Annotated in this window: 28 protein-coding genes; 14 read left to right on the top strand and 14 right to left on the bottom strand. The window is 60.1% G+C overall.

The window, feature by feature from the left end; all coding sequences use genetic code 11:
• Nucleotides 1-12: 12 nt before the first annotated feature.
• The 3 genes from RID42_14705 to RID42_14695 all read right to left on the bottom strand — a co-directional run bounded on the left by RID42_14705 (nt 13) and on the right by RID42_14695 (nt 3,899).
• Nucleotides 13-1,602, bottom strand: coding sequence for an ABC transporter substrate-binding protein (locus RID42_14705; protein ID MEQ8248925.1), 1,590 nt, complete (start codon nt 1,600-1,602; stop codon nt 13-15).
• A 277-nt stretch (nt 1,603-1,879) separates the two neighbouring features.
• A complete protein-coding gene (locus tag RID42_14700; protein MEQ8248924.1) occupies nt 1,880-2,902 on the bottom strand; it encodes an ATP-binding cassette domain-containing protein in 1,023 nt (340 codons plus the stop codon).
• Complete coding sequence (locus tag RID42_14695) at nt 2,895-3,899, bottom strand: ABC transporter ATP-binding protein (protein ID MEQ8248923.1); 1,005 nt, start codon at nt 3,897-3,899, stop codon at nt 2,895-2,897. The genes RID42_14700 and RID42_14695 overlap by 8 nt, the downstream gene beginning before the upstream one ends.
• A 99-nt stretch (nt 3,900-3,998) precedes the next feature.
• Here RID42_14695 and RID42_14690 point away from each other — a divergent pair, with 99 nt between their 5' ends.
• Nucleotides 3,999-4,673, top strand: coding sequence for an RraA family protein (locus RID42_14690; protein MEQ8248922.1), 675 nt, complete (start codon nt 3,999-4,001; stop codon nt 4,671-4,673).
• A gap of 25 nt (nt 4,674-4,698) precedes the next feature.
• Here RID42_14690 and arsC read toward each other — a convergent pair whose 3' ends face one another.
• Entirely contained in the window at nt 4,699-5,046 is a 348-nt protein-coding gene (gene arsC / locus RID42_14685; GenBank protein ID MEQ8248921.1) for an arsenate reductase (glutaredoxin), read from the bottom strand.
• A 195-nt stretch (nt 5,047-5,241) separates the two neighbouring features.
• Here arsC and RID42_14680 point away from each other — a divergent pair, with 195 nt between their 5' ends.
• Nucleotides 5,242-6,000, top strand: a complete 759-nt coding sequence (locus tag RID42_14680; protein ID MEQ8248920.1) for an isoprenylcysteine carboxylmethyltransferase family protein — start codon at nt 5,242-5,244, stop codon at nt 5,998-6,000.
• Nucleotides 5,984-6,892, top strand: coding sequence for a MipA/OmpV family protein (locus tag RID42_14675; protein ID MEQ8248919.1), 909 nt, complete (start codon nt 5,984-5,986; stop codon nt 6,890-6,892). Before RID42_14680 ends, RID42_14675 begins: the two co-directional genes overlap by 17 nt.
• Here RID42_14675 and RID42_14670 read toward each other — a convergent pair.
• Nucleotides 6,889-7,590: an isochorismatase family protein gene (locus RID42_14670; protein MEQ8248918.1), complete on the bottom strand. Its 702-nt coding sequence runs from the start codon at nt 7,588-7,590 to the stop codon at nt 6,889-6,891. The genes RID42_14675 and RID42_14670 overlap by 4 nt on opposite strands.
• A gap of 198 nt (nt 7,591-7,788) precedes the next feature.
• Here RID42_14670 and RID42_14665 point away from each other — a divergent pair, with 198 nt between their 5' ends.
• From RID42_14665 to dusA, 4 genes are all read left to right on the top strand, one after another.
• A complete protein-coding gene (locus tag RID42_14665; protein MEQ8248917.1) occupies nt 7,789-8,913 on the top strand; it encodes an acetoin utilization protein AcuC in 1,125 nt (374 codons plus the stop codon).
• A 46-nt stretch (nt 8,914-8,959) separates the two neighbouring features.
• Nucleotides 8,960-9,205 carry an SAM domain-containing protein gene (locus RID42_14660; protein MEQ8248916.1) on the top strand — a complete coding sequence of 82 codons (246 nt, stop codon included), beginning with the start codon at nt 8,960-8,962 and terminating at the stop codon, nt 9,203-9,205.
• A gap of 345 nt (nt 9,206-9,550) precedes the next feature.
• A complete protein-coding gene (locus RID42_14655; protein ID MEQ8248915.1) occupies nt 9,551-10,393 on the top strand; it encodes an SDR family oxidoreductase in 843 nt (280 codons plus the stop codon).
• Nucleotides 10,394-10,473: 80 nt separating this feature from the next.
• Complete coding sequence (gene dusA / locus RID42_14650) at nt 10,474-11,466, top strand: tRNA dihydrouridine(20/20a) synthase DusA (GenBank protein MEQ8248914.1); 993 nt, start codon at nt 10,474-10,476, stop codon at nt 11,464-11,466.
• A 21-nt stretch (nt 11,467-11,487) separates the two neighbouring features.
• Here the strand turns inward: dusA and RID42_14645 are convergent, their stop codons facing one another.
• The 7 genes from RID42_14645 to RID42_14615 form a co-directional block, all read right to left on the bottom strand.
• Complete coding sequence (locus tag RID42_14645) at nt 11,488-12,594, bottom strand: FIST C-terminal domain-containing protein (GenBank protein MEQ8248913.1); 1,107 nt, start codon at nt 12,592-12,594, stop codon at nt 11,488-11,490.
• A 9-nt stretch (nt 12,595-12,603) separates the two neighbouring features.
• Nucleotides 12,604-13,236: an isochorismatase family protein gene (locus tag RID42_14640; GenBank protein MEQ8248912.1), complete on the bottom strand. Its 633-nt coding sequence runs from the start codon at nt 13,234-13,236 to the stop codon at nt 12,604-12,606.
• Nucleotides 13,237-13,520: 284 nt separating this feature from the next.
• Nucleotides 13,521-14,276, bottom strand: a complete 756-nt coding sequence (locus RID42_14635; protein ID MEQ8248911.1) for a hypothetical protein — start codon at nt 14,274-14,276, stop codon at nt 13,521-13,523.
• Nucleotides 14,277-14,358: 82 nt separating this feature from the next.
• Nucleotides 14,359-14,733, bottom strand: a complete 375-nt coding sequence (locus RID42_14630; GenBank protein ID MEQ8248910.1) for a response regulator — start codon at nt 14,731-14,733, stop codon at nt 14,359-14,361.
• Between the two features lie 16 nt (nt 14,734-14,749).
• Entirely contained in the window at nt 14,750-16,048 is a 1,299-nt protein-coding gene (locus RID42_14625; GenBank protein ID MEQ8248909.1) for an ATP-binding protein, read from the bottom strand.
• Nucleotides 16,045-16,596, bottom strand: a complete 552-nt coding sequence (locus RID42_14620) for a heme NO-binding domain-containing protein (protein ID MEQ8248908.1) — start codon at nt 16,594-16,596, stop codon at nt 16,045-16,047. Before RID42_14620 ends, RID42_14625 begins: the two co-directional genes overlap by 4 nt.
• A gap of 103 nt (nt 16,597-16,699) precedes the next feature.
• On the bottom strand, nt 16,700-17,416 hold the full coding sequence (locus RID42_14615; GenBank protein ID MEQ8248907.1) for a response regulator: 717 nt from the start codon (nt 17,414-17,416) through the stop codon (nt 16,700-16,702).
• 104 nt (nt 17,417-17,520) lie between these two features.
• On the opposite strand from RID42_14615, the gene RID42_14610 reads away from it, so the two are divergent.
• From RID42_14610 to RID42_14600, 3 genes are all read left to right on the top strand, one after another.
• Nucleotides 17,521-17,919 carry a hypothetical protein gene (locus RID42_14610; GenBank protein MEQ8248906.1) on the top strand — a complete coding sequence of 133 codons (399 nt, stop codon included), beginning with the start codon at nt 17,521-17,523 and terminating at the stop codon, nt 17,917-17,919.
• A 7-nt stretch (nt 17,920-17,926) separates the two neighbouring features.
• Entirely contained in the window at nt 17,927-18,571 is a 645-nt protein-coding gene (locus RID42_14605) for a transglutaminase-like cysteine peptidase (GenBank protein ID MEQ8248905.1), read from the top strand.
• Between the two features lie 66 nt (nt 18,572-18,637).
• Nucleotides 18,638-19,744, top strand: coding sequence for a class I SAM-dependent methyltransferase (locus tag RID42_14600; protein MEQ8248904.1), 1,107 nt, complete (start codon nt 18,638-18,640; stop codon nt 19,742-19,744).
• On the opposite strand, the gene RID42_14595 is transcribed toward RID42_14600, so the two are convergent.
• Nucleotides 19,741-20,733 (bottom strand): VOC family protein, encoded by a 993-nt coding sequence (locus tag RID42_14595; GenBank protein ID MEQ8248903.1) that lies wholly within the window; start codon nt 20,731-20,733, stop codon nt 19,741-19,743. The genes RID42_14600 and RID42_14595 overlap by 4 nt on opposite strands.
• A 116-nt stretch (nt 20,734-20,849) precedes the next feature.
• Between RID42_14595 and RID42_14590 the strand changes: the two genes are divergently transcribed.
• Genes RID42_14590 through RID42_14580 form a run of 3 tightly spaced genes read left to right on the top strand, consistent with a single transcriptional unit; the run spans nt 20,850 to nt 22,589 of the window.
• Entirely contained in the window at nt 20,850-21,170 is a 321-nt protein-coding gene (locus tag RID42_14590; GenBank protein MEQ8248902.1) for a hypothetical protein, read from the top strand.
• A gap of 13 nt (nt 21,171-21,183) precedes the next feature.
• Nucleotides 21,184-22,083, top strand: a complete 900-nt coding sequence (locus tag RID42_14585; GenBank protein ID MEQ8248901.1) for a hypothetical protein — start codon at nt 21,184-21,186, stop codon at nt 22,081-22,083.
• 11 nt (nt 22,084-22,094) lie between these two features.
• Complete coding sequence (locus RID42_14580) at nt 22,095-22,589, top strand: ureidoglycolate lyase (GenBank protein MEQ8248900.1); 495 nt, start codon at nt 22,095-22,097, stop codon at nt 22,587-22,589.
• On the opposite strand, the gene RID42_14575 is transcribed toward RID42_14580, so the two are convergent.
• Nucleotides 22,586-23,221: a helix-turn-helix domain-containing protein gene (locus RID42_14575; GenBank protein MEQ8248899.1), complete on the bottom strand. Its 636-nt coding sequence runs from the start codon at nt 23,219-23,221 to the stop codon at nt 22,586-22,588. The genes RID42_14580 and RID42_14575 overlap by 4 nt on opposite strands.
• 207 nt (nt 23,222-23,428) lie before the next feature.
• Here RID42_14575 and RID42_14570 point away from each other — a divergent pair, with 207 nt between their 5' ends.
• Nucleotides 23,429-24,385 carry an ABC transporter ATP-binding protein gene (locus RID42_14570; protein ID MEQ8248898.1) on the top strand — a complete coding sequence of 319 codons (957 nt, stop codon included), beginning with the start codon at nt 23,429-23,431 and terminating at the stop codon, nt 24,383-24,385.

Raw genomic sequence — 24,385 nt, 5'->3', positions numbered from 1 at the left:
AGATCGTGCCGGCTATTGCATTACGACATGGCGCGCATGGAACACGTTGTCGCCGCGCTGGGCAATGTCGGTCACTTTGTTCGAAACGCCCCAGGCGAGTGCCTGCTGATGCAAAGGTAGATAGGCCACATCCGCGATGGTTTTCGCCCAAGCCTGGGCAACCAGGGCGTTGCGTTTGGCGTCGTCGGTTTCGCTGAGAATTTCGGCGCTCAAGGCGTCGACTTCGGGGTTGCAATACCGGCCCAGATTGAACTGCCCTTTGCCCGTCGCGTCCTGACAACCGAGCAGAAGAAAAAGAGGATTGTAGGAATCGTAACTACCCGGCGTCCAGCCCAGTAGGAAGAAGCTCGTCTCCATTTTTGGGGCGAGGATTTTCGCGAAGTACTGGCTCCGGGGCAGAGCATTCAGATCGACCTTCACGCCGATCCGAGCGAGCATCGAAACGGTGGCCTGGCAGATTGCTTCGTCATTGACATAGCGATCGTTGGGACAGTCGAGCGTGACCGAAAATCCGTTCGGGTAACCGGCCTCGGAGAGAAGCGTCTTGGAAGCATCAGGGTCGAACGGCAGGCGTTGGATGCTCTCGTCGAACCCGGCCACGCCCGGCCCGACCATCATGGCCGACGGATTGGAGAGACCTCGCATCACCTTGTCTTTGATGGCGTCGATGTCGATAGCTTGGTAGAGCGCTTGGCGGACCCGTTTGTCCTTGAAGGGATTCTTTCCTTTGACGTCTGAATAAAGGAGTTCGTCCCGAAATTGATCGAGGCCGAAGTAAATGGTGCGCAGTTCCGGGCCGACCAGAACGCGCGTTGACGCGCCGCGCTCCACGCGGTCGATGTCCTGGACGGGGATCGGGTAGGCCATGTCGAGTTCGCCCGAGAGCAAGGCTGCAACGCGGGTCGCGTCGGCCCCGATCGGCGTCAGAATGACGCGGTCTACGTTGCTCTTCAGGTTCGCTTTGTCCCACCAGTTCGGATTTACGCGCAGAACCGTGCGCACGTCGACCTCCCGGCTTTCGAGGATGAATGGGCCGGTGCCGTTGGCATTGCGAGTGGCGTAATTCTCCTCCGACCCGGTGACCGCTTGCGGGTTCGTTGCATTGAACTCCTCGGCCCATCCCTTCGACATGATGGCCCAGGTCTCCCATTCGACGTGGAGGATGGGGTTCGGTTTTGCCGTGACGATGTCGACCGTGTGGTCGTCGACCTTGGTAACGCTGACGACACCGCCACCGGTCAAGCGACCCTTCAGATCGGAGCCTTCTTTTTGCACGCGTTCCGCCGAGAAGACGACATCGTCCGCGGTGAAGGCTCGGCCATCGTGAAATGTGACGCCTTCCCGGAGCTTGAAACGCCAGCGGGTCGGTTCCAGAACCTCCCATTCGGTGGCGAGCGAGGGTTCGATCTGGATGTCGGGCCCGCGTGCGATGAGGCCCTCGTAGATATTTCCCTGAAACCCCAACGTGAAGCTTTCATTGACGTTGTATGGGTCCATGGAGTTGGCGTCGGCCTGAAACGCAAATCGGAAGTCCTTGGCGCTAGCTAGGGGCGCAACGAATAGAAGCGCGGCACATGCTGCGAGACATGTTTTTCTGAACATTTTTTGGGTTCCCTGTTGGTGTGCCGGTGTTGTCCCGACTCTTGCAAGATGATCAACGCCACCTTGACACTTACCCTGTTATCGTCGCGCCAGATGTTCTGGAAGCGAAGCCACTGAGTCAATGCTACAACGTCGTTAATGCACGTTAGCATTGTGCCAACACGTGCGAATCCTTCGCGAGCGACATCTTTGCGTGTATTTGATCGTAATTCACCGACGTTTACGCGGAGCGACGGCGACCCATGTCACAAACTTTGTGATCGACTCGGGTCTCTACTTAGGCCGGAAGGCGCCCCTCTTCGACGGCATGACAGGCGACCAGAGTGTCTTCCGCCGGGATCAAGTTGGGGCGTTCCGTGTGGCAACGACCGTTGGCGAAGGGGCACCGGGGATGAAAGGCGCACCCGTTCGGCGGATTGATCGGGCTCGGTACTTCGCCCGCGACCGGTTCGCGCGTTTCACCGGTCATCGCGAGGTCCGGAATTGTGTCGAGAAGAAGCCGGGTATAGGGGTGGCGTGGCCGGGTGAACAGCGTGTCGGTCGGCGCGCGTTCGCAAATTCTGCCGAGGTACATGACCGCGACTTCCGTCGAAATATTGTAGACGACCGCGAGGTCGTGGGAGATGAATAGGTAGGTCAAATTCAAGTCGCGCTGCAAGCGGCGCATGAGGTTGAGTATCTGCGCTTGAACCGAAACATCGAGGGCCGATGTCGGTTCGTCGCATACGATGAAGTGGGGATCTCCGGCCAGCGCGCGGGCAATCGAAATTCTCTGCCGTTGACCACCGGAAAATTCGTGCGGGTACTTTGTAGCGTCCTTTTCCGAGAGGCCGACCTGCCGTAACAGATCGCCGACCCGCGCAGGTACGGCCTCGCCGCTCAGCAATCGGGCATGACGGATCGGTTCGGCGACAATGTCGGCTACGCGCCACCGCGGATTGAGCGACGCGTAGGGATCCTGAAAAACCATTTGCATGCGCCGTTGGATGGTCCGCGCATCGCGTCGGGTGACGGCCGCCAGGTTGACACCGTCGTAGAGGATCGAACCCGCCGTCGGTTCGTACAGACCGACCATGAGGCGTGCAACGGTGGACTTGCCGCATCCGGATTCGCCGACGAGCGAAAAGGTTGTACCGCGCTTGATTGCGAAGCTGACGCCATCGACCGCGCGCACGATTTGGCGCGGTTTTCGTTCGGCGATGCGGTTGAGGAGCGGGGGGGAGACATCGAAGAACCGAGAGAGGTTCCGCGCCTCGATGAGAGTGTCGCCGGGGCTCTCGCCGAACAGGGTTTCAGCCATGGACTGTTTCCGCAGGTTCCTGCTCATAAAGCCAGCATGCCGTTGCCGATGCGCCATCGGCCTGGAGTTCCGGCCGTTCGCTGCGGCACCGATCCATGGATTCGTTACACCGCGAACTAAAGGCGCAACCGGGCGGGATTTCCGATAGACGGGGCATCGAGCCTGGAATCTGCGCGAGGTCCTTGTTGCGGTTGGTGATCGAGGGAATCGACGCCATCAGGCCGCGGGTATAGGGATGACGGGCGGTTTTGATCACGTCGCGTACGGGGCCGACCTCGACGATGCGTCCGGCATACATCACCGCGACGCGGTCGGCGGTTTCGGCAATCACGCCCATGTCGTGGGTGATCAAGATGACGGACGTGCCGTGATCGCGGCACAGGCGCTTGAGCAACCGGATAATTTGGGCCTGGATCGAGACATCTAGAGCGGTCGTCGGTTCGTCCGCAACGATTAGTTGCGGTCCCGCGCACAGCGCGAGCGCAATCACGATCCGCTGCCGCATCCCACCTGAGAACTGGTGCGGATACTGGTCGATCCGCTCCTTTGCCGCGGGAATCCCAACCTCTTCGAGGAGTTCCAAAGCCCGCGCCCGAGCTTGTCGTTCGGTCAGATCGAGGTGCGTTCGAATAGTCTCGATCAATTGGTCGCTGATGCGCAGGAGCGGATTGAGGCTGGTGAGCGGGTCTTGGAAGATCGCGCCGATTTGCCGACCACGGACGCGGCGCATTTCCTCCGGTGGCAAATTGTCGATGCGCCGTCCCGATAACTTAATGGTGCCCCCGGCGATCCGGCCCGGCGGTTCGAGCAAGCCGATCGTCGCGTAGCCGGTCATCGATTTTCCCGCACCGGACTCGCCGACAACGCCGAGAATTTCACCGATACCGATGGTGAAGGAAATGTCGTCCACGGCGGTCAAGACGCCGCGCCGGGTAGGAAATTCGACGCGCAGGCGTTCGACTTCCAGAAGCGGTGGCGCGACGTTTCCTTGCGGCAAAGCCTGGGACCCTCGGTGATTCGCGCGATCCTAACACGGCAAGCGACCGCGTCTATGCGAACGGCTGCTTGATGTATGATCGGGCCGAGGGAGGACACCATGACCTATCGCGTAGTAACCGATTTCGAACGCCCACCGGCCGATCTTGTCAGACGGGTCTCGCAGACGTTCGTTGCGGTGACGGGTGGTTTTGCCGGTCCGCGGCAGATCGTGGACACCGCAATCAAGCCGCTCTTCCGCAAATGGCGGGTGTGCGGCCCGGCGTTCACGGTTCGTCCTGAGTTCAGCGAAGACCTGTTGATGGGCTACGTTGCGGCAAAGTACGTGCGGCCCGGTGATGTTCTTGTCGTCGATGGCGGCGGGCGCACCGATGTTGCGTGCTGGGGCGCGTCGATGGCCGGCGCGGCGAAGGAGGCCGGGTGCGTCGGGATCGTCCTGGACGGGATGGCGCTGACCGCGGATTTGTTGATCGACCGCGAAGGCATTCCGGTCTTCGCGCGGGGGACTGCACCGATCACCACCGGACAGGACCGCCCGGGTTGGCTGAACTGCCCGGTCGCCTGTGGTGGGGTCATCGTGAATCCCGGCGATATCGTTCTGGGCGACATCGACGGTGTCGTCGTGTTACCGAAGGATAGCGCGGCGGCAATCGTTGCCGACTCGGAAAAAGCCGGTGCAAAATCGGGTGTCGGACGTGCCAATCCGGAACCGTATCGCAATCGCACCGATTCCGAAGATCGGCTCCGTGCCCTGCCGGGTGTCGAGTGGGGATAGGAGCCGCGAGCGCCCCGCCGTCGTGCTAAAGGATTTTTAAGACGTCCTCTGGCGGTCGGCCGATGGCGGCCTTTCCCCCGGCCAACACGATAGGCCGTTCGATCAAAACCGGGTTGTCGACCATGGCCGCGATCAAGGCAGCGGACGTCTTGTTAGAGTCCGCCAATCCGAGGGCGATGTAGGGCGGTTCCTTCTTGCGCATCAGGTCGCGCGGCGCCATCCCAAGCTTGGCGAGGATGTCCTTTAGATCGGCGGCGCTTGGCGGTGTCTTTAGGTATTCGACGACATGCGGATTGATCCCCCGTTCTTCGAGGAGCGCGAGGGTCTGGCGGGATTTGCTACACCGAGGATTGTGATAGATGGTGACGGTCATGGGGTTTCCTTCAAAGGGTGTTCCCGCAGCGGGCGTTGCCGTCGAAAGAACGGAGGTACTGCCGGGTCATTCTCGGACATTTTGGCGCGGCTCGCGGACGCGGGCAAATCGTCGCGGCACTGATGATTTCGATTGCGGTCGCCCTAAGCTGGGCGCAGCTTAGGGCGCTCCTGACGCGGTCAAGAAAGTGGCGCAATGTTGAAAGAGGCCTTCGAAAAGCAAGGTGCGTGGCTATTCCGTTGGCGGAGCTTTCTCCCGCTGATCATAGCCCCGTTCGCGATTGCAGCCGTTTACGGTGCGCGGGACTATGTCGGGCAGCTCGGTGAGCGAATCGACGATTCGTGGGAGTTCGTATCTATCGCGATTTCGGTGATCGGCCTGCTCGTACGTGCCGTGACCGTCGGTTTTGCTCCGGCGGGGACGTCGGGGCGGAACACCCGTCTCCAGCGCGCCAATCAACTAAATACCACGGGGCTCTACTCGATAGTGCGCCACCCTCTTTACCTCGCCAATTTCTTGATCTTTCTTGGCTTCCTTGTCGCGCTCAAAGTCTGGTGGTTTCCGTTGATCGGTGCGTTCGCCTTCGCAGTCTATTACGAGCGCATCATGATGACGGAGGAGGCGTTCCTGCAAAATAAGTTCGGCCGGACTTACGAACAGTGGGCTCAAACGACGCCCGCGTTTTTTCCCGCCCTGTTGCGTTGGCAGCGGCCCGACATGCCGTTCTCCTGGCGCACCACGTTGCGCCGCGAATACGGGACGGCCTACCTTTTGTTCGCCTATTTCGTGGTTGTAGAATTCCTCTCCGATACGGTCTTGCGCGGCGAGACGCTCCGGACTTGGTTCACCCAAGACTCCGACTGGTTGATCGGTTTGGCGGCGGCATCGGTCGCCTTTCTGTCGTTGCGGTTCCTAAAAAAGCGGACTCATCTTCTCGATGTTGCCGGTCGTTAGCCCGATGGACCGGTCGTATTGGAACGGTGGGCTCTTCATTGCTGCGGCGCTCGCTTTGTGTCTCATTTCCCCCACGGCGTATGCGGGGAAAGAGTGGCACGACCTAACCCGGGCGGCACCGCCGAAGCCTCCCAAGCCGCTTTTCGAGGCTGGTGTGGCGCTTGGTGGCGCGTACCTGCCGGACTATCCCGCAGCCGGTCAGAGCCATCTCAAGGGTCTGGTTCTGCCCTTTGTGGCGTACCGCGGCAAGATTCTGCGGAGCGACGAGAAGGGTCTGCTTCGCAGCCGGTTGGTCAAGACCGACCGCTTCGAATTCGATCTCAGTCTCGACGGGGCATTCTCGTCGGATTCAGACAAGAACACAGCTCGCCGCGGCATGCCGGATCTCGATTGGATGGGCGAGATAGGGCCTAGGGTTCAATGGACCGTCGCTAGAGCCGCCCATTCCGCCAAAATCGATATCGAACTACCGGTTCGTGCTGTCTTCTCGACCGACTTTTCTCGGCTCGATGGGCGGGGCTACGTATTCGAACCTGAGATCGCCTACCAGCACGAGAATTTTCTTCAGCAAGATCTGGAAGTGAAAGTATCGGCAGGAGTGACCTTCGCGAGCGAAGACCTCATGGACTATTTCTACGAAGTCGAGCCGCGGTTCGTTGCTGCCGGTAGGCCCGCCTTCGATGCCAAGGCGGGCTATCTCGGGGCACAGACCCAACTGTCGTTGGTTAAATCGCTCGGCGACCGGCTGAACGTATTGATGGCGTTTCGCGCGGAATTTCACGGCGGCGCCGAGAATGCCGACAGCCCGCTTTTCAAAGATGAAGCGACCTTTGGTTTGGGCGCCGCGCTCGTTTGGTCTCTCTACCAGTCGAGCGCCCGGGCCCACCCCTAGGCGTTGGGGATCGGATAGGGTTCGATTCCCTCGAGATACTTGACAACATCGTCGACGGACTCGACGTCACCGAACTTCGAATCGATATCGAAAAGATTCCATTCGACAACGCCCGGGACGCGGTCGCCAACGGCCTCGCGCACGACGATCGGGCGGAAGCCCTCGGCGATGGCGTCTTCCGTCGTATGGCGCACGCATCCTGCCATGGTGACACCGGTGATAATAACCGTGTCGATGCCGTTCGCTTTGAGGAAGCTCGACAGATATGTCCCGTGAAAGCCGCTCGCCCGTTTCTTGACGATGACTTGGTCGCCTGGCGCCGGTGCGATGCGGTCGTCGATGGCGACGTCTTCCTTTTTGGAGAGGTTGAGTACTTCCGTGGGAATCTTCAAATGCCACAGGCCCATATCGGTGTTGACCGAATCGGTCACGTTGTAGGCGGTCGTTGTGTAGACGATCGGGACCCGTTTCTTGCGTGCCGCTTCGTTCAGGCGCTGGACGGCCGGTATGATGACGTCCATACCGTCGCACGAAAACGGATTGCCCGGACGGGTCCATCCGTTTGCCAGGTCGATATGGATCAGCGCCGGACGCTTGCCGTACCCGATGCGGCGTTGGAAGCCACGTGACTGATATATCTCCGAATCGGCAGCGAAAATGACTTCTAGCGCTTTGCGAACTTCGTCTGGCGTCGGCATGTTTTTCTCCACGGCGTTCCTGTATTGCCGCGGTTATGGCACGAATCGTGTGAGCGAAAAAGGCACCGATGCCAATTCGCGACATCGAAGTTGCGAATCGGCGCTTTGCCGGAAGAATCGGCCTTGGAGAGTAAATGTGCCTATGCGCGTGGTGGTTCCATTCTTGACTCTGCGGGGTCTCTGCGCCGGAGAACCGCGATGACCCGCGCACCGATCTTCATCGGAAATGAGATCTATCGCAGGTCGCGATACGGCGACAGGCATCCATTGGCGATCCCCCGGGTGTCGGCGGTCATGGATTTGTGCCGAGCGTTGGGGTGGATGGACGAGGCGCGCTATATTGAGAGTCGGGTTGCAACGCGGGAAGAGCTCCAAGTCTTCCATCGCCCCGACTATGTCGATGCGCTCGTTCGAGCGGAGCGGGGCGAGACGCTCTCGCTCGATGAACGACGCCGCTACAATATCGGACTGAACGGTAACCCCATTTTCCGCGAAATCTTCAGCCGACCGGCGACCGCGTGTGGCGCAACTCTGACAGCGGTCGAGTTGCTCGCGGCGGAGGAGGGGGTCGTCTATAGCCCCGCAGGGGGAACCCACCATGGCAGGCCAGGTCACGCGAGCGGGTTTTGCTATTTGAACGATCCGGCGATCGGCCTATTGGCATTCCTTGAACGGGGCTTCGAGCGCGTGCTTTACCTCGACATCGATGCGCACCACTGCGACGGTGTCCAAGATGCGTTCCACGGCGATCCGCGGATACTAACCGTTTCGATTCACGAAGCCGGGCGCTGGCCTAATACCGGCCCGGCCCATGACACCGCGGGTGGATCGGCGCTGAACCTGCCGGTCGCGCCGGGCTTCAATGACACGGAAATGGCGTATCTCCACGATGAGGTCGTCATCCCGGTCATCGAGCGTTTTCAACCCCAAGTCCTATTCTTGCAAACCGGGGCGGATGCACTCGCCGAAGATCCCCTTTCCAAACTCGACCTGTCGAACAACGCGATTTGGGAAGTGGTTCGTGCCGTCGTTCCGATGGTGCCGCGCTGTCTTGTGGTTGGTGGGGGTGGCTATAATCCCTGGAGCGTGGCGCGGTGCTGGACCGGCATATGGGGGATTCTGAACGGCCACGTGATCCCCGACACACTCGATGGCGCAGCCGAGAACTTCCTGCGTTCGTTGACCTGGGCGCGGGCGGCTGGGCGTGCGCCGCCAACGCATTGGTTCACAACCTTGCGAGATGCGCCGCGACCCGGCCAGCTTCGCCAAACCACCCACGACCTCGCCGCAGAAGCTCGCCTGCGGTTTCGCGCGGGGTTGTGATAGGTTTCGGCCCATCCGAAGCGGCGCGAAAGATCGCAGATCCGCAATGACAGAGTTACCCACAACAAAGGACTGGCTGGTCGCGATCGGCCTGGGGCAGTACGCCGACGTTTTTGCAGAGAACGATGTCGATCTCGACGTCGCGGCAGAACTCAATAACGACGATCTTCGGGAACTCGGGCTCAGCCTTGGGCACCGAAAGAAGTTTCTTAGGGCGGACACCGAACCCGGGGTACTCGGACGGGGACTCTTCGCGGAATCGGCGCGCTACTACGGGCCGCCGATGCCTTAGTTCTGATTGGGGAAGCGCTGACGCGGATCGATACGGGTCCGCAGACTCAGTTTCGCCCGATCGCCCTCACTGTGCAGGGCAATGCCCACCGCGCGTTGGGCGATGACGCGGCGGCCGAGAACGATTATATAGCAGCGCCACGCTCGCCGCGACGCGTGGCGCCACCGGTGAGGAGTTGCAGGCCATTACACGACTGACGCACCTACTGGACGGGCAAGAACGTGGTGCCGATGTTTACGACCGCCTCCGTGTTGTTCTTGGCTCTGTCGGAGGCGAAGAGAGCGCGGATGTTGCCGAGGCGAATCAGCTACACCGCAGGCTCAGTGCATCGAAGGGTCAGGACCGATGAAGAACAAGACGGTGTTGGTGACAGGCGCGACCGATGGGATCGGCAAGGAAACCGCGCTTCGAATCGCTGCGCAAGGCGCGCGCGTCCTGATCGTTGGACGCAATGCGGAGAAGGGTGCCGCGGCGGTTGCCGACATCGTTCGCCAAACCGGTAACGCGACCGTCGAGTTCTTGCAGGCCGACTTGTCGGTGCAGGCGCACATACGCAGCCTCGCGGCCGAGGTCAAGGCGCGGACCGAGCGTCTCGACGTGCTGGTCAATAATGCCGGCGCAATTCTCTTTCGTCGCGAAGAGAGCGCCGACGGGATTGAGATGACGTTCGCTCTGAACCATTTGAACTATTTCTTGCTGACCCATGAGCTGACGGACGTACTCACCGCCAGTGGCACTGCGCGCGTTGTCAACGTGGCCTCGATCGCCCACCGCCGTGCCGTTCTGGATTTCGACGACCTCGAACTGAAGCGCGGCTTCGGTGCATGGAAGGCCTATGCGCGATCGAAGTTGGCCAACGTGATGTTCACCTATGGGTTGGCCCGCCGGTTGGAAGGCACCGGGGTTACCGTGAACTGCCTGCATCCGGGCTTTGTGCGATCCCAATTCGGCCGCAACAATGGGTTCTTTGCACGCACCGGGGTTGCGCTGGCGATGCGCTTTGGCAATGCCATATCGATTGCGCAAGGTGCGGAAACGAGTGTCTATCTCGCAAGCTCGCCGGAGGTTGAGGGGCAAACGGCGCTCTACTTTGACGCCTGCCGGGCGGTACGGTCGAACGAGATCAGTTACGATCGAGCAGCCCAAGATCGACTATGGGACATGAGCAAGGAGATGGTGGGGTTGTGAAGCAGGTTCGCCGACATCGTGAAAGAAGCGAACCGGAACGCGGGGGGTATGTCGCTGGGGACCTCCGGAGGAACGCCGTAGTGCCGGTGGATCGCACCTTTTCGGTCGCGCCGATGATGGAGCGGACCGACCGTCATTGCCGCGCATTCATGCGCTTGTTGTCGCGCAGCACGCTGCTTTACACCGAAATGGTGACGACCGGCGCGATCGTTTTCGGTGACCGCCAGCGGCACCTTGCCTTCGATCCGTCGGAGCACCCCGTCGCGCTTCAGTTGGGCGGCAGCGATCCTGCCGCCCTGGCGGACTGCGCTGAAATCGGTGCAGCATTCGGATACGTCGAGATCAATCTCAACGTCGGGTGTCCGAGCGACCGTGTGCAGAACGCTCGATTCGGCGCCTGCCTCATGGCCGAACCTGCGCTCGTCGCGGACTGTGTCCGAGCCATGCGCGATCGCGTTGCGCTGCCGGTTACCGTGAAATGCCGGATTGGTATCGACGATCAAGACGACTATGAAGTGTTTCGCGACTTCGTCGACCGGGTCGCCCAGGACGGCGGCTGTGAGACCTTTGTGGTTCACGCCCGCAAGGCGATCCTGAGCGGGCTCAGCCCCAAGGAAAATCGTGAAATACCGCCGTTGAAGTACGACTATGTCTACCGGCTCAAAGAAGATCGCCCGACGCTCGAAGTGATTATCAATGGCGGGATTGTGACATTGGACGAAAGCCGCGCGCATTTGGGCCGGGTGGACGGGGTCATGATGGGCCGCGCCGCCTATCAAAACATGTCCCTTTTGGCGGACGTCGATGACGTGTTGTTCGAGGGCCCAGGTGGAGCCACCGACGTCGCGGCGGCGATCGAGTCATTTTTGCCCTACGTCGCGCGCGAATTGGAAAACGGCGTGCGTTTGAACACGATGGCGCGTCACTTGATCGGGCTGTTCCAGGGCGTCCCGGGTGCGCGGTCATGGCGCCGCTACTTAGCGGAAAATGCGACGAGGCCCGGTGCCGGGGTGAACGTCATCCGGGAAGCCGCCCGGTTTGTGACGAGCTCGGCAAACGCGGAGGCGTCTTGAGCTAAAGCCAGGCAACCCCAGTCAAACAAAGACGCTCAAGACTCCGGTTTGGGTGTAGAGACGGTCGTTTGAAATCTCGCCCGATCCGAAGAAACCGACTAACGGTATGTTGCCAAGTTCTTTTTGGATTATTGCCACCTCCTCGTCGGGTTCGAAGAGGTGTGGTCCGCGCGCGACGCAGGAACTGTAAACCGCACCGCGCGGCGTACCGCGTAGTCGGGCTTTGAGCTTGACCAGTCGATCACGTAGGTCTTGGCGCGCGGCGTCCGCGTCGCGTCTGCAAAAGACGATGGGCTGGCCGGGTGCCAGGGGTGCACCGATCCCGATGACGCCCTGCGCTTCATCTGCGCCGACAATGTTACGTACGACATAGTCGCCTTGGTCGGAACCCTCAACGGGAAACGCCACAAAGACCTTCCCTGCTGCTGCTCTCAGGTTGCCGCGGTAGGTGCCCCCGGCGTCGGCATACAGCATCTCCAGGGCGGGGCGGTCGTCGATCATGACGGCCACGTTGCGGACGCATTCGGTGATGTGGCGCGTCGGCCCCGACAGGACACAGCCTTGCGATACGGCGGTGGCCACGGCGACCTCGGGCGAGAACAGAATGCCGGAGAGTCCGTCTTCATTTAGGTCACCCGCGACTTGTCCTGGGCGAACGTCGGGCGCGGTTAACCCGCCGGCCAGGAACGCGCCGCTCGCTTCCGCAAAAAATGGAAGGAGTCTCAGAATGTCTCGATTGCCCGGGTCGCCGTGCACAATGGCAAAACCGCCACCCAAGGCTTCGCTGGCACCCGGCGCGCTCCAATCGGCGGGATCGCTCGTTTCAGTGTTGAAAAGTTTGAATGTGGCAGGGCCAAAGCTGCCGACGAGAAGGACGACCGCCGGTACGCCAAAATACTCGTTCGTGTCGCCACAGACCCCTATGCCGACGGCGCCGATCCAATCCTGGATGCCCGTCTCGAACCGGAGATTACGCACGATATCGGTGAGGTTTGCGCCCGCTTCCTGCGAGACATAGACGAACCCGACGTTAGCGTCGGTCGGAAGTTTTCCGAGTTGGCGCGTCGCTTCGCGGCTTGCCGCGCGCCAATGCTCCCCCTTCGCGTGGCCGACGACGAAGGGCGACACCAGTGCTTCCTAGCCTTGCTTGCCGAGCCGTTCGAGTTCCGCGATGACCTCGTTGCTGGCGATGACATCGGCGTATTTTTGACCCATGTCGAACAAGCTCGCGTCGTGCGGTCCGATCGCGCGGTCCCCAACGCAGTCGCGCGGGACGATGGGGCGGTAGTTGTGGGCGCACGCGTCGACGACCGTGGCGCGGACGCAACCGCTGGTCGTTGCACCGGTCACTATCAGTGTGTCGACACGGTGATAGGTCAACCAAGCGCCTAAACCGGTGCCGTGGAAGGAGGATGCCTCGGTCTTGTCGACGATGTATTCGCCGTCGCGCGGCTCCAACTCAGGGACAACTTGGCTGAGCGGATTGTCGATCGTGAGGGTTTTTAGTTTGGGCGCCTTCTCGGCGAAGACGCCGGCGTTGCTCCCGTCCTTTTGGTAGATAATCCTCGTGAACGCGATCGGCACATTGTTGCGCCGGGCAGCCTCGAGCAAGCCCTTGGTCGCTTCGATGGCGTCGAGAATATTGCCCCCGCCAAAAACCTCAGGGTCTGCAAATCCGTTGACGAAATCGACCACAACGAGCGCGGCTTTTTTGCCGAACCCTAGCGCGTTGCCCATGCCTTGTTTCTTGTAGATCGCGCTTTCGTCCATTTCTACTCCCAGGTCCGTTAGTGACAGCGCAATGGTCGCGCTCTTTGCAGGCGACATAATGGGTCAGAAATGCAGAAAGAAGAAGGGTATCGGCCCCGTCATGGCGCGATAGATCAAAGACTACTGTCTTGGCGTGCCTGCCAGCTCCTTCGTCAGAGGCCCTGGGTCAAAGCCGTCGAATTGGTGAGAACGTTCTAAGTTGGTTCCATGTCCGAGACGCATGCCGTTTGGTGGCGCGCCGAGGTTTCTGGTCGATTAGGCCTCAGCCCGGCGCCCTGCGCAGGCTAGCGCATGTCGACCGCAACTACCTGGCGCTGGTGGGCCACCGGAAGCGAAGAAGTGGCATGACGATCCGTGTTCGCATAAAGGTCTGGTACCGAGAGGGGGTAGGTCGCTTCATGCGCGCCGATTTGCGGAATTGCGGGTCCATCGACGTGACCGAACCCAGCGCAGATTGCGGCGGTGAGCGCCGGGAGGGTGTCGAGTCCCAGTGCGTAGGATAGGAGGCCCGCGTTTTCGGTTTGCTCGACGAAGCGTTCGAGCAAACCGAAATAGTCTGGATACCGTTCGCGGTCCAAGCGCGTACCTACAGCATAGGCTTTGATGCCCGATAGCTCGCCAATACGCGAATAGTCGATCGGCGCCCGCAACAGCACCGTACGGCAGGTCTGTCGGACAATGTCGACGACGTCGCGAACCTCCGACACGGAAGTGGAGCCCTCGCCCAAGACGATTTCGACGACAAGGCGTTCGTGGATCTTTGCGTTGAACTGTCCGCCTAAGCGTTCGAACTGCGCGAGGTTGCCTCCCGACTTCAAGCTGGCCAAATGAACTGGGGTCGCGATGAGAGGAGGAGACGGAGAGCTGTTGGAGCGCTCCAGTGCGGTTAACGCACTGATCATCGCATTCATGTCATTGCGAAAGCTGACGGGTTCGTCGTTCTTAGGGGTGCAAATGTAGCCTGTGACAATCTTCTCCGCCGTGTTCCACATGGGGAGAAATTCGGTGGTTTGTTCGGCGCTCGAATTGATGTCTGCCATGGGGCTTCTCCTTTACGGATCCATTCTTCGGCAGGCCGGTAACCGGTCGATGTCGGGTTTTCGATTTACCGTTACGCAGGCGTTACGCTGCGTTGGGCACGAACGAGGCGGTGATGGCGAGCAGCTGCGCTCGATCGAAGGGTTTTGGCATTGTCCGGTTGGCGCCTAGGGACGACGCGGCGTCGAGGAAGTCAGTATTCTTGGTACGCCCGCCGCCGGACATCGCGACGATCGGAACATCGCGGTCGATCTTGCGGATATCCATGATGGTCTGGATGCCCTCTTTTTTGGGCATGATGATGTCGCAAAAGACGAGATCAAAGCCGCCTTCTTCAAAAAGCGTGAGGCCCACAATTCCGTTGTCGGCCTCGACGATCTCGTGACCCACCTTCTTGAGCGCTTGGCGAATGGTTAGCCGGACCAGTTCTTCGTCGTCGATTACCAAAATGCGGGCCATGCTCTACCTCACCGTGCTACGCGGACATCAGCCGCTCGGATTCGTCCTCTTGATCGAGTGCGGGGAGGAGCACAACGATCTCGGTGCCTTGGCCGACCGTGCTTGAAACATCGATGAGTCCTTTCGATCGCTCCACAATAGCGTGGACGACAGAAAGGCCGAGGCCGGTTCCTTGGCCCACTGCCTTTGTTGTAAAGAAAGGGTCGAATATCCGGGCGATCGTTTGTCCGTCCATGCCGCAGCCTGTATCGGCGACCGCCAGTCGAACGTAGCGACCGGATTTGGCACCTTGGCGATAGTACCGGGAGCCGATCTTAACATCCACGACTTCGGCGCCGACGCGTACCGTTCCTTCGCTCCCCTCAAGCGCGGCACTGGCGTTGCCCACGAGATTCAGAACGATCTGGCCGAGTTCGGTCCGGTCGCCGAGAACGCTTAGGGCGAGTTGGCTTTTCTTGAATTCTAGCGTTGTGGTCGCCGGCAGCGTGGAGTTGAGCAGACTGCCGGCGTCCCCAAAGACATCTTCAATAGAGACCGGTTCTATTGTGGTGTCTTTTTTCCGGCTGAAACTCAGAACCTTTGCTATCAGACTCCGAGCACGTCCCGCAGCGTCGAGGACATGGCCGAGGTTTTCATGTGCCTGCGACTCCGCGTCGAGGTCGTCTCGGCTCATCTCGGTGAGGGTGATTATAGGGACGAGCATGTTGTTGAATTCATGGGCGACGCCGCCTGCCAGTGTGCCGAGCGATTCCATTTTTTGAAGATGCCGGAGTTGGCCTTCGAGATTTTGCCGTTCGGCCAGTTCCTGTTTCTGCCGGGTGATGTCGCGGACGGAAAGAACAACGGTGCGGGTATCGGCGAAGTCGAACTGGGTAACGGCTGCTTCTAAGGCAAATTCCTCGCCGTCCGCCCGGACCCCGATGGTCTCGAAGCCGCCGAGCGAGAGTTCGTTGAATTCGTTTCGCAAGACCAGTCCTGCAAACAAGGAATTCGTTTGCCGGAGGTCAAATGCGGGTATCAAAGTAGTGATCGATTGTCCCGCTACGTCGCGGGCAGATATACCGAATATCCGAGTTGCAGATTGGCTGAACACGCGGATATTTCCCTGTCGATCCAAAGTGATGACCCCGTCAATCACGTTGTCCAATACGCTCTTGATGAGCGCCTCGCGCCGTTCGGTGCGTTCGAGGGAGTGCTTCAGTTTTTGGTTGGCCTGGTAAACCTCGAGGGACTTTTCCTCCAGCAGTCGTTCGGCCGCCTTCCGTGCCGCCCGCTCCCGGTCGAGTCGTCGCTCGTAGAGGGCGGCGTCCGTCATGCAGCGTCGGCTGGGACGAGCGAGAAACGTGCCTCGCTTCCTTCCGGGTTGAGGTCTTCCCGTTCGATGGCGTAGCTCTCGCCATAATGATCGATGCAGCCTTGGATGAGTCCCTCGGCAAGGTCCGCGAACGGGCGACTGGAGGTGTAGATCAGTGTAAATGGACGATCCTCGCCGTTTTCCCATGCGAATGCAGGTAGCTCCGCATCGGGGTAGAGTTTTTTGACGTCGACATGAACGTAGTCATGGACGCGTTTCAGAAAATCCGTCGCGCTTGCGATACCCTCGAATTGGGAAGGGTACTCTTCGACAAACCGGCCGAAGAGGTATTGCCCAAAGGCTTTGACGAGGCCCGGAGCGTCAATGCCGGACTCTTGGCTGAGGGATACCACCAGAGAGACGAGATCGCTGTGGTGGTATGTGCCGACCCGCGTGTATGACCCGTCCGCTTGTTTAAGGTCAGACTTAGATAGGATGCGATCTGCAACCTCGGGGGAAAACCGGTCTTCGACCATCTCCAGAAACTCGGAAAAAACGATTCCTTTCATGCCGACCCCCGGTGGTTGTGTAACGAATACCTAACCGGACATTAGGGCCCGCCGGTAACGGGCAGGTGTCGCTGGTTCCGGTCGGTGTAACGCCTGCGTAACGCTAGTCCCCCTGTTGGGTGGAAAATCGGTAACCGGCACCGCGAACGGTGACGATGAAGAGGGGGGCCTTCACGTCGTCTTCAATCTTTTTACGCAGGCGGCTGACTTGGATGTCGACGCTACGGTCGAAGGACTCCAGTTCGCGATTACGAGACAAATCTAAGAGTTGGTCCCGCGTCAGGAGGCGATTCGGATGTTGTAGGAACACCAACAAGAGATCGTATTCGCCGTAGGTTAGTCGTTCGACGCGCCCGTCAGTATGGTGAATCGTACGCCGGTCGTGATCAATTCGCCAAGGCCCGAACCCTGTCGTCGGCCCGGTCGCCGTCGACGACAGGGGTTCGGGCGCAGAAGCGGCCGAACGTTTCAGTACAGCTCGAATGCGGGCCACGAGTTCGCGTGCGTTGAACGGTTTGGTGAGATAGTCGTCGGCGCCGATCTCCAATCCCACGATGCGGTCGATCTCGTCAGCGCGTCCCGTCAGCATGATGATTGGTGTGTCGCCGCGCGACCGTATTTCGCGAGCAATGTCCAGTCCATCCATGCCGGGAAGATTGAGGTCGAGAATTACGAGGTCGACTTTTTCATTGCCGAGACGCGTTAATCCTGCCTCTCCGTCGGCAGCAAGAACCGGCTCGAAACCATGGTGAGTCAGGAAGCGTTCGAGGGTTAGTCGAACCGCGTCATCATCGTCGATCACCAATATTGTGTGGTTCATCGATCTTAGGTCCAATTTACAGAGTAGTTACCAATTTAGACACTGGCGACCGACTGGCGTTACGCGGCGCCCCTATGCTTTCTAACGTACAAAGGGGAAAGCAAATGAGTAAACGCGTAAGAGCCCGTATTCGGTTGTGGATGATCGCGGGAATCGCTGTGAGTTTGTTAGGTATTGGTAGTTCGGTCGAGGCTGGGCCGGTGGCCGAAGCCTCGGCCCTGACAATGTCAGGTTTTGTCGGTCTTGCGCCGGTTGACCGTGGCGACGGAAACGTTCTGACACTCCAGGATGGTAGTGTCGTAGTACCTGTGGCTCATATTCGCGAGGCGCCGCACTACGAGATCGTTGCGAGCATCGTGTCGCCGCAATCAGGGCGCAACCAGGCGACTTTGGAATATGTCAGAGAGGTGAAATCGGTCGAGATGGGTCAAACGGATCTCCTGCTGAGGTCCCAGGACCTCAGTGCTAGGGAGACCGTTCGGCTAACGATTTGCGTGAAGTAGACCGACGATGTGGCGGACTGTTCTTGCAGTGACTCTATGTGCTGCATCGATCGCTGGACTTCCACAGCGGTCGGTCGCCGCCAAAGACTCATTCGTCGCACCGGTTCGCATGATGATCGAGCGTTGGGACGCAACTGCGCAACGCCATCAAGGGCAGGACGTTGCGTGTGCCGCTCTCAGTGGGAACGCTTGCTTGCCGCCGCGCTTACGAGGCTACCTTGAAGGACTGAGCGGTGTGCCGCGCCGCGAACAAGTTCTGCTGGTAAACGAATTGGTCAATGCCATTCCCTATGCGCCGGACATCGAGACATACGGTGTGCGGGACTATTGGGCGACGCCGACCGAACTGATGAACAATCGAGCCGGCGATAGTGAAGACTTCGCGTTGGCAAAGTACTTCATGCTCCGCGCCCTCGGGTTTAGGGACGAGCAACTGGTTCTAGTGGTGGTTCATCATACTGAGATCCCCGAAGCATGTTTCATGCAGCTTCACGTGACCGAGGAGGAGGATACCCTCGTTTTGACCCACCGGCAGGCTACAGTTCAATCTGCTGACCGCGGTTTGCCGTCGAACGCCCTGTTTCGACTCGGTCATGATGGCGTTTTGCGCGTGAAGGTTGCCACCGTGGCGTCGCTCGGGGGCGTTTGGTAACACGGCGCCTGACATCGCCCTGACGGGTTCGGTATAGTCGGCTGACTCTTGACCCTGTGAGGCGACATGACCGGATTTTTGGACCTCGATATTGTTCACGACGAAGCTTCGCGGGAAGCCTTCGTCCTGGCGCTGAAGCTCCATATCAACACTGGGCTTGGGCCGTCGCTACGCGGCGTCTACGAAGCGAACGCGGCTCCAAAGCTGCGCAAAGAATTGGGCCGACCCCCCAAGGATCGCCACGAGATCCGCAAGGCGATGGTGAAGGAGCCGGTTTGGCAGTCCTGGGCATCGCTCTGGTCGACCTCTCAGGAAATGATGTGGGATGCCATTGGCGAGGAAGTCCACCGGCTCGACTCAGACCTCCGGGCATCGGCGAAGCCAAAAGCCCATGCGAAGGGGAGCCTTCGGGTCGTGCCGGATTTCGCCGCGCCAAGATATGTCGCCGACGTTCATATTCATGGCCAACCAGGCGGGTATGATCTGAACCTTTCCGACGACGACGTAACAGCCGGTGCCTTTTGCGAGGGCGCGGGCCGGATTTATGCGCGTGGGCAGGGCGTAGTCGCGAAGGGCAACAAGTCCATTCAGCACCTATTTGAAGACCTACGGGCGACCTATCCGGCTCTGAACCCCCGACGCATTCTCGATATCGGCTGCAACACCGGCGGCAGCACGCTAGCGGCGAAAGCGTTTTTTCCCGACGCTGAAGTCCATGGCATTGACATCGGCCCGGGGTTGATGCGCTACGCTCATGCACGCGCCGAAATGCAGGGCGTACCGGTCCACTTTGCGACTCAAAATGGTGAGAGCACCGACTATCCCGACGGTTATTTCGATTTGATCGTTTCCGGGACGTTGCTTCACGAGATGTCGTTCAAAGCGATGTACAACATGTGCCGCGAATGTCACCGCCTGTTGTCGCCGGGCGGCGTCATGGCGCATCTCGAAGTGGCGTTACGTCACCGCGACGTGGACGACCTGTATTTCCAGTCGTACCGGGACTGGAGCACCCACTACAACGCCGAACCGTTCTGGGGCACTTTTCACGACATGGACGTGATCGACCCGATGAAGAAAGGCGGTTTTCGCACTAAGGACGTTTGGGAAAAATACCTCCCGACGCCGAACGGCGGCCGGTGGTGGGCGATGGGTGCGCAGAAGGCAGCCTAGGCCGCAGCCACCAATTCCTGGAGCGCGCCGGAGCCCGGATTGCGTACGACGGCGGTGCGCCGACGCCCGAACCCCGGCAGGTCGATATCCATCTCCGGCGAAAACGTCTCGACGTTCAGCGCCTCGCATTTGGCCATCGCCGCGCTGAAGTCCGCCACGACGAAGGTCTGAGCGAGATAGCCCAGGTTAGGCGGCACCGCGCGGGGCGTCGTGTTGGGTGGCGTGAAATCGATCGGCGTCGAGGTCGCGATCTTGCCGAACATGTGGTTGCCCTGCATGAACAGGGTCCAAATCCGGTTCTCGCCCAGGCGCAGAAAGTGCCGGGCTTCCGGGCTTGCGAGTTCCTCGTCGATCAAGGGCCGCATCGACAGGACCTCCTCGTAGAATTCCTTACCGCGTTCGCGGGACTGCAAAACGTGGTTGGTCGTGACGACGGGTGTGAAACCGGTCTTGGTGCGTCCGTGTTTTTCGACGTAGGCGCGCATCTGACCGATCCGGGTTTTGGGGTCGGTCGTCGCGAGCTCGACCAGGTTGATCAGGACGCCGTCGGGCCCCTCGAAAACGACTTCGATCGGCGTGCCGACCTCCGGTGTCATGGGGTGCGCCTTCGGTTCGCTCCAGAACTCGAACCCCGCCGCGGCAAACGTCTTCGCGGCGCCGTGAATGTCGGCGGTGTAGAAATTCAGGTTGGATAGCCCGTAATGCCAGTTTTCTTTCCCGGCCCGCACAACTTTCCTTTCGGGCGCTGCGCAGTCCAGGAGCAAGATGCGGCCGACCTCCGAGGCACCGGCTTGGAGGAACACGGCCTCGGCCTGCGCGCCGGAGGGGAGTTGCCAGTGGCGTTCAAGATCCGGCCCGGACCAAGTGCGCCAGTCCACGACATCTAGTCCGATCATGTCGCGGTAGAGTCGGAGTGAAGCGTCGATGTCGCCGGTCCCGAGGACTGCGACGCTGAGTGGGCTGCCGTTTGGCGCGACGATATCCGACATAGCGGTCTCCTTCAGTCCCAAGTTTGCCATGCCCAGCGCCGCACGGGAACCAGCAAGCCCGTGGCGCCCGGGCGCCGGCGCCCCTATGCTTACGTCATACACGCAGGAGGAATGCCATGCGCGGGTTGCTTGTCACTGTCGTTCTTTTGGGTGCGTTCGTCGCCGGGACGGCCTGGGCCGACGCCATCGACGGCGAGTGGTGTTCGGTCCAAGGCCGGACCCTGGCGATCGAGGGGCCGCGGATCCATACCCCCGGTGGCAACCGAATCGAGGGCCTCTATGACCGACACGGCTTCATCTATACCGTGCCGCCCGGAGAACCCGACGCCGGAAAAGAAGTACGCATGGTGATGGTCAACGAAGACACCGTACAAATGGCGGTCGGCGCCGCCACCGCGTTCCAGACGTGGCGCCGTTGTCGGCCAGGGACCAGTTAAAAAGGACGATGCCATGACGAAACCAGTTCTCGGACCGTTCGCTGCCGCCACCGTGATGGCGCCCAATCCGGCCGCTGCCGCCGCTGCGTACGTCGACTACCTGGGATACAAGCAGGTCCTCGAGGGGACCGTGCCCGAAGATATCGCCGCGAGTTGGGGTGCACCGGCCATGGCGGGGCGGCGCGTCGTGTCGATTCGGAGCGAATCGGGCAACGGGGCAATACTCCGATTTGTCGAAGGCAAGGCGCTCGGATCCTACGCGCCGTTCACGACCTTTGGCTGGAACGCGTTGGAAATATTGACCACCGACGTCAACGCGATGCCCGCCAAGCTTGAAGGCTCTCCCTTCAAGATTATTGGTATGCCGCGCGATCTCTATCCATCCGGATCGATCCGCGCGATGCAAACGCTGGCCGTGGCAAAAGAGATGGTTTACCTCACCCAGATTAACGAAGCGCCCGAGACCGGCTACTTGCCGAAGGCCAAAACGCTGGTCGATCACCTCTTCATCACGATACTGGGCAGCGACAACTTCGAGGGTAGCCGTAAATTCTATAGCGACAACTTCGAAGTCACGCTCGGTGACATACACGACATGCGCGTCACCGGCTTGAACGTAGCGTTCGGTCTCGACATCGAAACCAAGCATCGCCTGTCCACCATCAGACTGGCCGACAAGGCGACCTTGGAGTTGGATAATTTCCCGAAGGAAGCAAAGCACCGCGAGGTCCGGCCGGGTGAAATCCCACCCGGTATTGCTATTCTCTCCCTGGAGGTGGACTCGCTCGACAAAGTGACGTTGCCCTTCCGCGGCGACGTTATTCAGCGCCAGGGACCGCTCTATCGCCAACGCCGCGCCGCGACAATCGTCGGGTCGGCGGGCGAATGGATCGAACTGATCGAACGCACATAAGGGAAATCGCGATGCGTGACCTCGTTGCTGAACCCCTCGATCCGGCGGCGTTCGAAGTCTACGGCCAAGTTCTGGTCGATCCCGGGCCGACCAACCGAACCGATTACGCGGCGCGCTTGACCAACAGCCGCCCGGAACTGCCGGTGAATCTTGGCGTGGTGCGGGCAATGCCGCCTGCAAAGCTGCCAATCCGAGTTGCCAAGATGGAGCGGCATCCGCTGTCGTCCCAGGCGTTTCTGCCGCTCGATTGCGACCGCTACCTCGTTATTGTGGCGCTGCCTCAGGGCGCTAGCGGCCCGCCGGATCTCGATACGCTACGGGCCTTCGTTGTCCCAGGGAACGCGGGCATCAACTACAACGCAGGAACTTGGCACTTTCCGCTTACCAGCCTGGACCGGCCCGCGACCTTCGGTCTTCTCATGTATATGGATGGCGGGCCAGGGGACGAGGATTGGCACGCGCTGGACGAAGCCGTCACCCTGCACATCCCTGCCGCTGCCGCCTAGGTTGCCGTTAGCCCGGTTAGTTTGGGCAAGTCGAGTATTTCGATGTCGTGCTGGTTGATCGAGCGAACGATGTTCTGATCGCGGAATTGGGTGAGCGTCCGGCTCACCGTCTCCGTGGTGAGGCCAAGATAGTCGGCGATGTCGTGCCGGGTCATGGGCAGGTGAATCTGCCGGTCCTCACGTTGCCAAACTCGGACACGCTGAAGAAATGCCGCCACCTTTTCAACGGGTGTTTGCTGACCCAGGAGCACGATGCGTTCCTGCGCCTGTGCGAGCTCGTCGTTCGTCTCCTCAAAAAGATGCCGCAGGTAGTCGGGATCTTCCCTAAGACGAGCTTCGATCGCGACCTTGGAGTAGGCATTTAAGTTCAGGTCGGTGACGGCGTCGACATTGTAGAAATAGAAGCCTGAGCGAGCGATACCGAGCAAACTCCCAGGATAGGCAAATCCGGTAATAATGGATCGCCCATCGGGCAGCATTTTGTAGATTTTTCCTACGCCCGACACGACCTCGTAGAGGAGCCGCGCGGAGTCGCCCTCGAGAAAAAGAGTCTCTTTGGCGGGTACTTGGAGGACGCGTGCGCGCCACCCGGCATGATCGGTCCCTGTGGCCTCGTCGCTGTCGTCCCCCATAGCAGCGCTAGCCTACATCGGTTGCTCGCGATAGGGAATCCATCTGCAGTGGCGGACGCGGTGCCGGGCTGCCGTGCCAAATATCTGTGAGAAGCGACGGTTATGGTTGAACCGCCGCGATTGGACCCCTAAATTGCGCCCCAATCCGAGAGGGAACGCCAGCATCGCTTGGTTCCATGAGGGGCCGCTGCGCGACATAGAATTACTATGGCCGATGATGTTCTAGATGTTCGAGCGTTGACGAAGCGGTTCGGACCGCTCACGGCGGTCGACCAGGTGTCGTTCAAGGTGAACAAAGGCGAGGTTCTCGGCTTCCTAGGGCCTAACGGCGCCGGAAAATCGACGACGATGAAGATGATCACCGGATTCCTGTCGCCGTCCGAAGGCACCGCCGTCGTTCAGGGCTACGATGTCGCGTCAGACCCGATCGCCGTCAAGAGCCGGATCGGCTACTTGCCCGAGGGCGCGCCGCTCTACGGCGACATGACGGCGCGGGCGTTGTTGAACTTCGTGGCTGAAGTGCGCGGCCTATCGAAGGCGGAGCGAAAACGCCGGATCGAGGAGGTCATCGAGCAAGTCCACCTCGAAGAAGTTATCTTCCGACCGGTCGAGACGCTCTCCAAGGGTTTCAAACGGCGGGTCGGTCTGGCCCAAGCGATCCTGCACGATCCCGAACTGCTGATTCTGGACGAGCCGACCGACGGCCTCGATCCCAACCAAAAGCACGAAGTCCGGACGCTGCTGCAAAAAATGGCACCCACCAAGGCGATCGTCATTTCGACGCATATTCTGGAAGAGGTCGACGCAGTGTGCACGCGGGCATTGATCATTGCCCATGGTAAATTGCTGGCTGATGGGACACCCGAAGAACTGCGGGCCGCCTCAACCGCCCCGAGCACGCTATCTATTCGCGTACCGGTGGCCCACGCCGAACAAATCCGGACCAAGCTGCGCGCGATCTCTAGCGTCGGGTTCGTTGAGATCACGGGTAAGGTTGAGGGCATTGCGCATGTCACGGCGGCACCAAAGGGCGCCGATGACATCTTTGCCGCCGTGACCGAATTGATGGGCCGCGAGAACGTCGCGCCTGAGCACATCATGCCGGTCCCGGGTAGCTTGGACGATGTGTTTCGCGAGATCACCCAGCGAAGGGTGGGCCACTGA

The organism is Alphaproteobacteria bacterium (assembly GCA_040216735.1).
Taxonomy (GTDB): Bacteria; Pseudomonadota; Alphaproteobacteria; order SHVP01; family SHVP01; genus CALJDF01.
The sequence above is the reverse complement of the archived record's forward strand: the minus strand, read 5'-3'. Positions and strand labels throughout refer to the sequence as shown.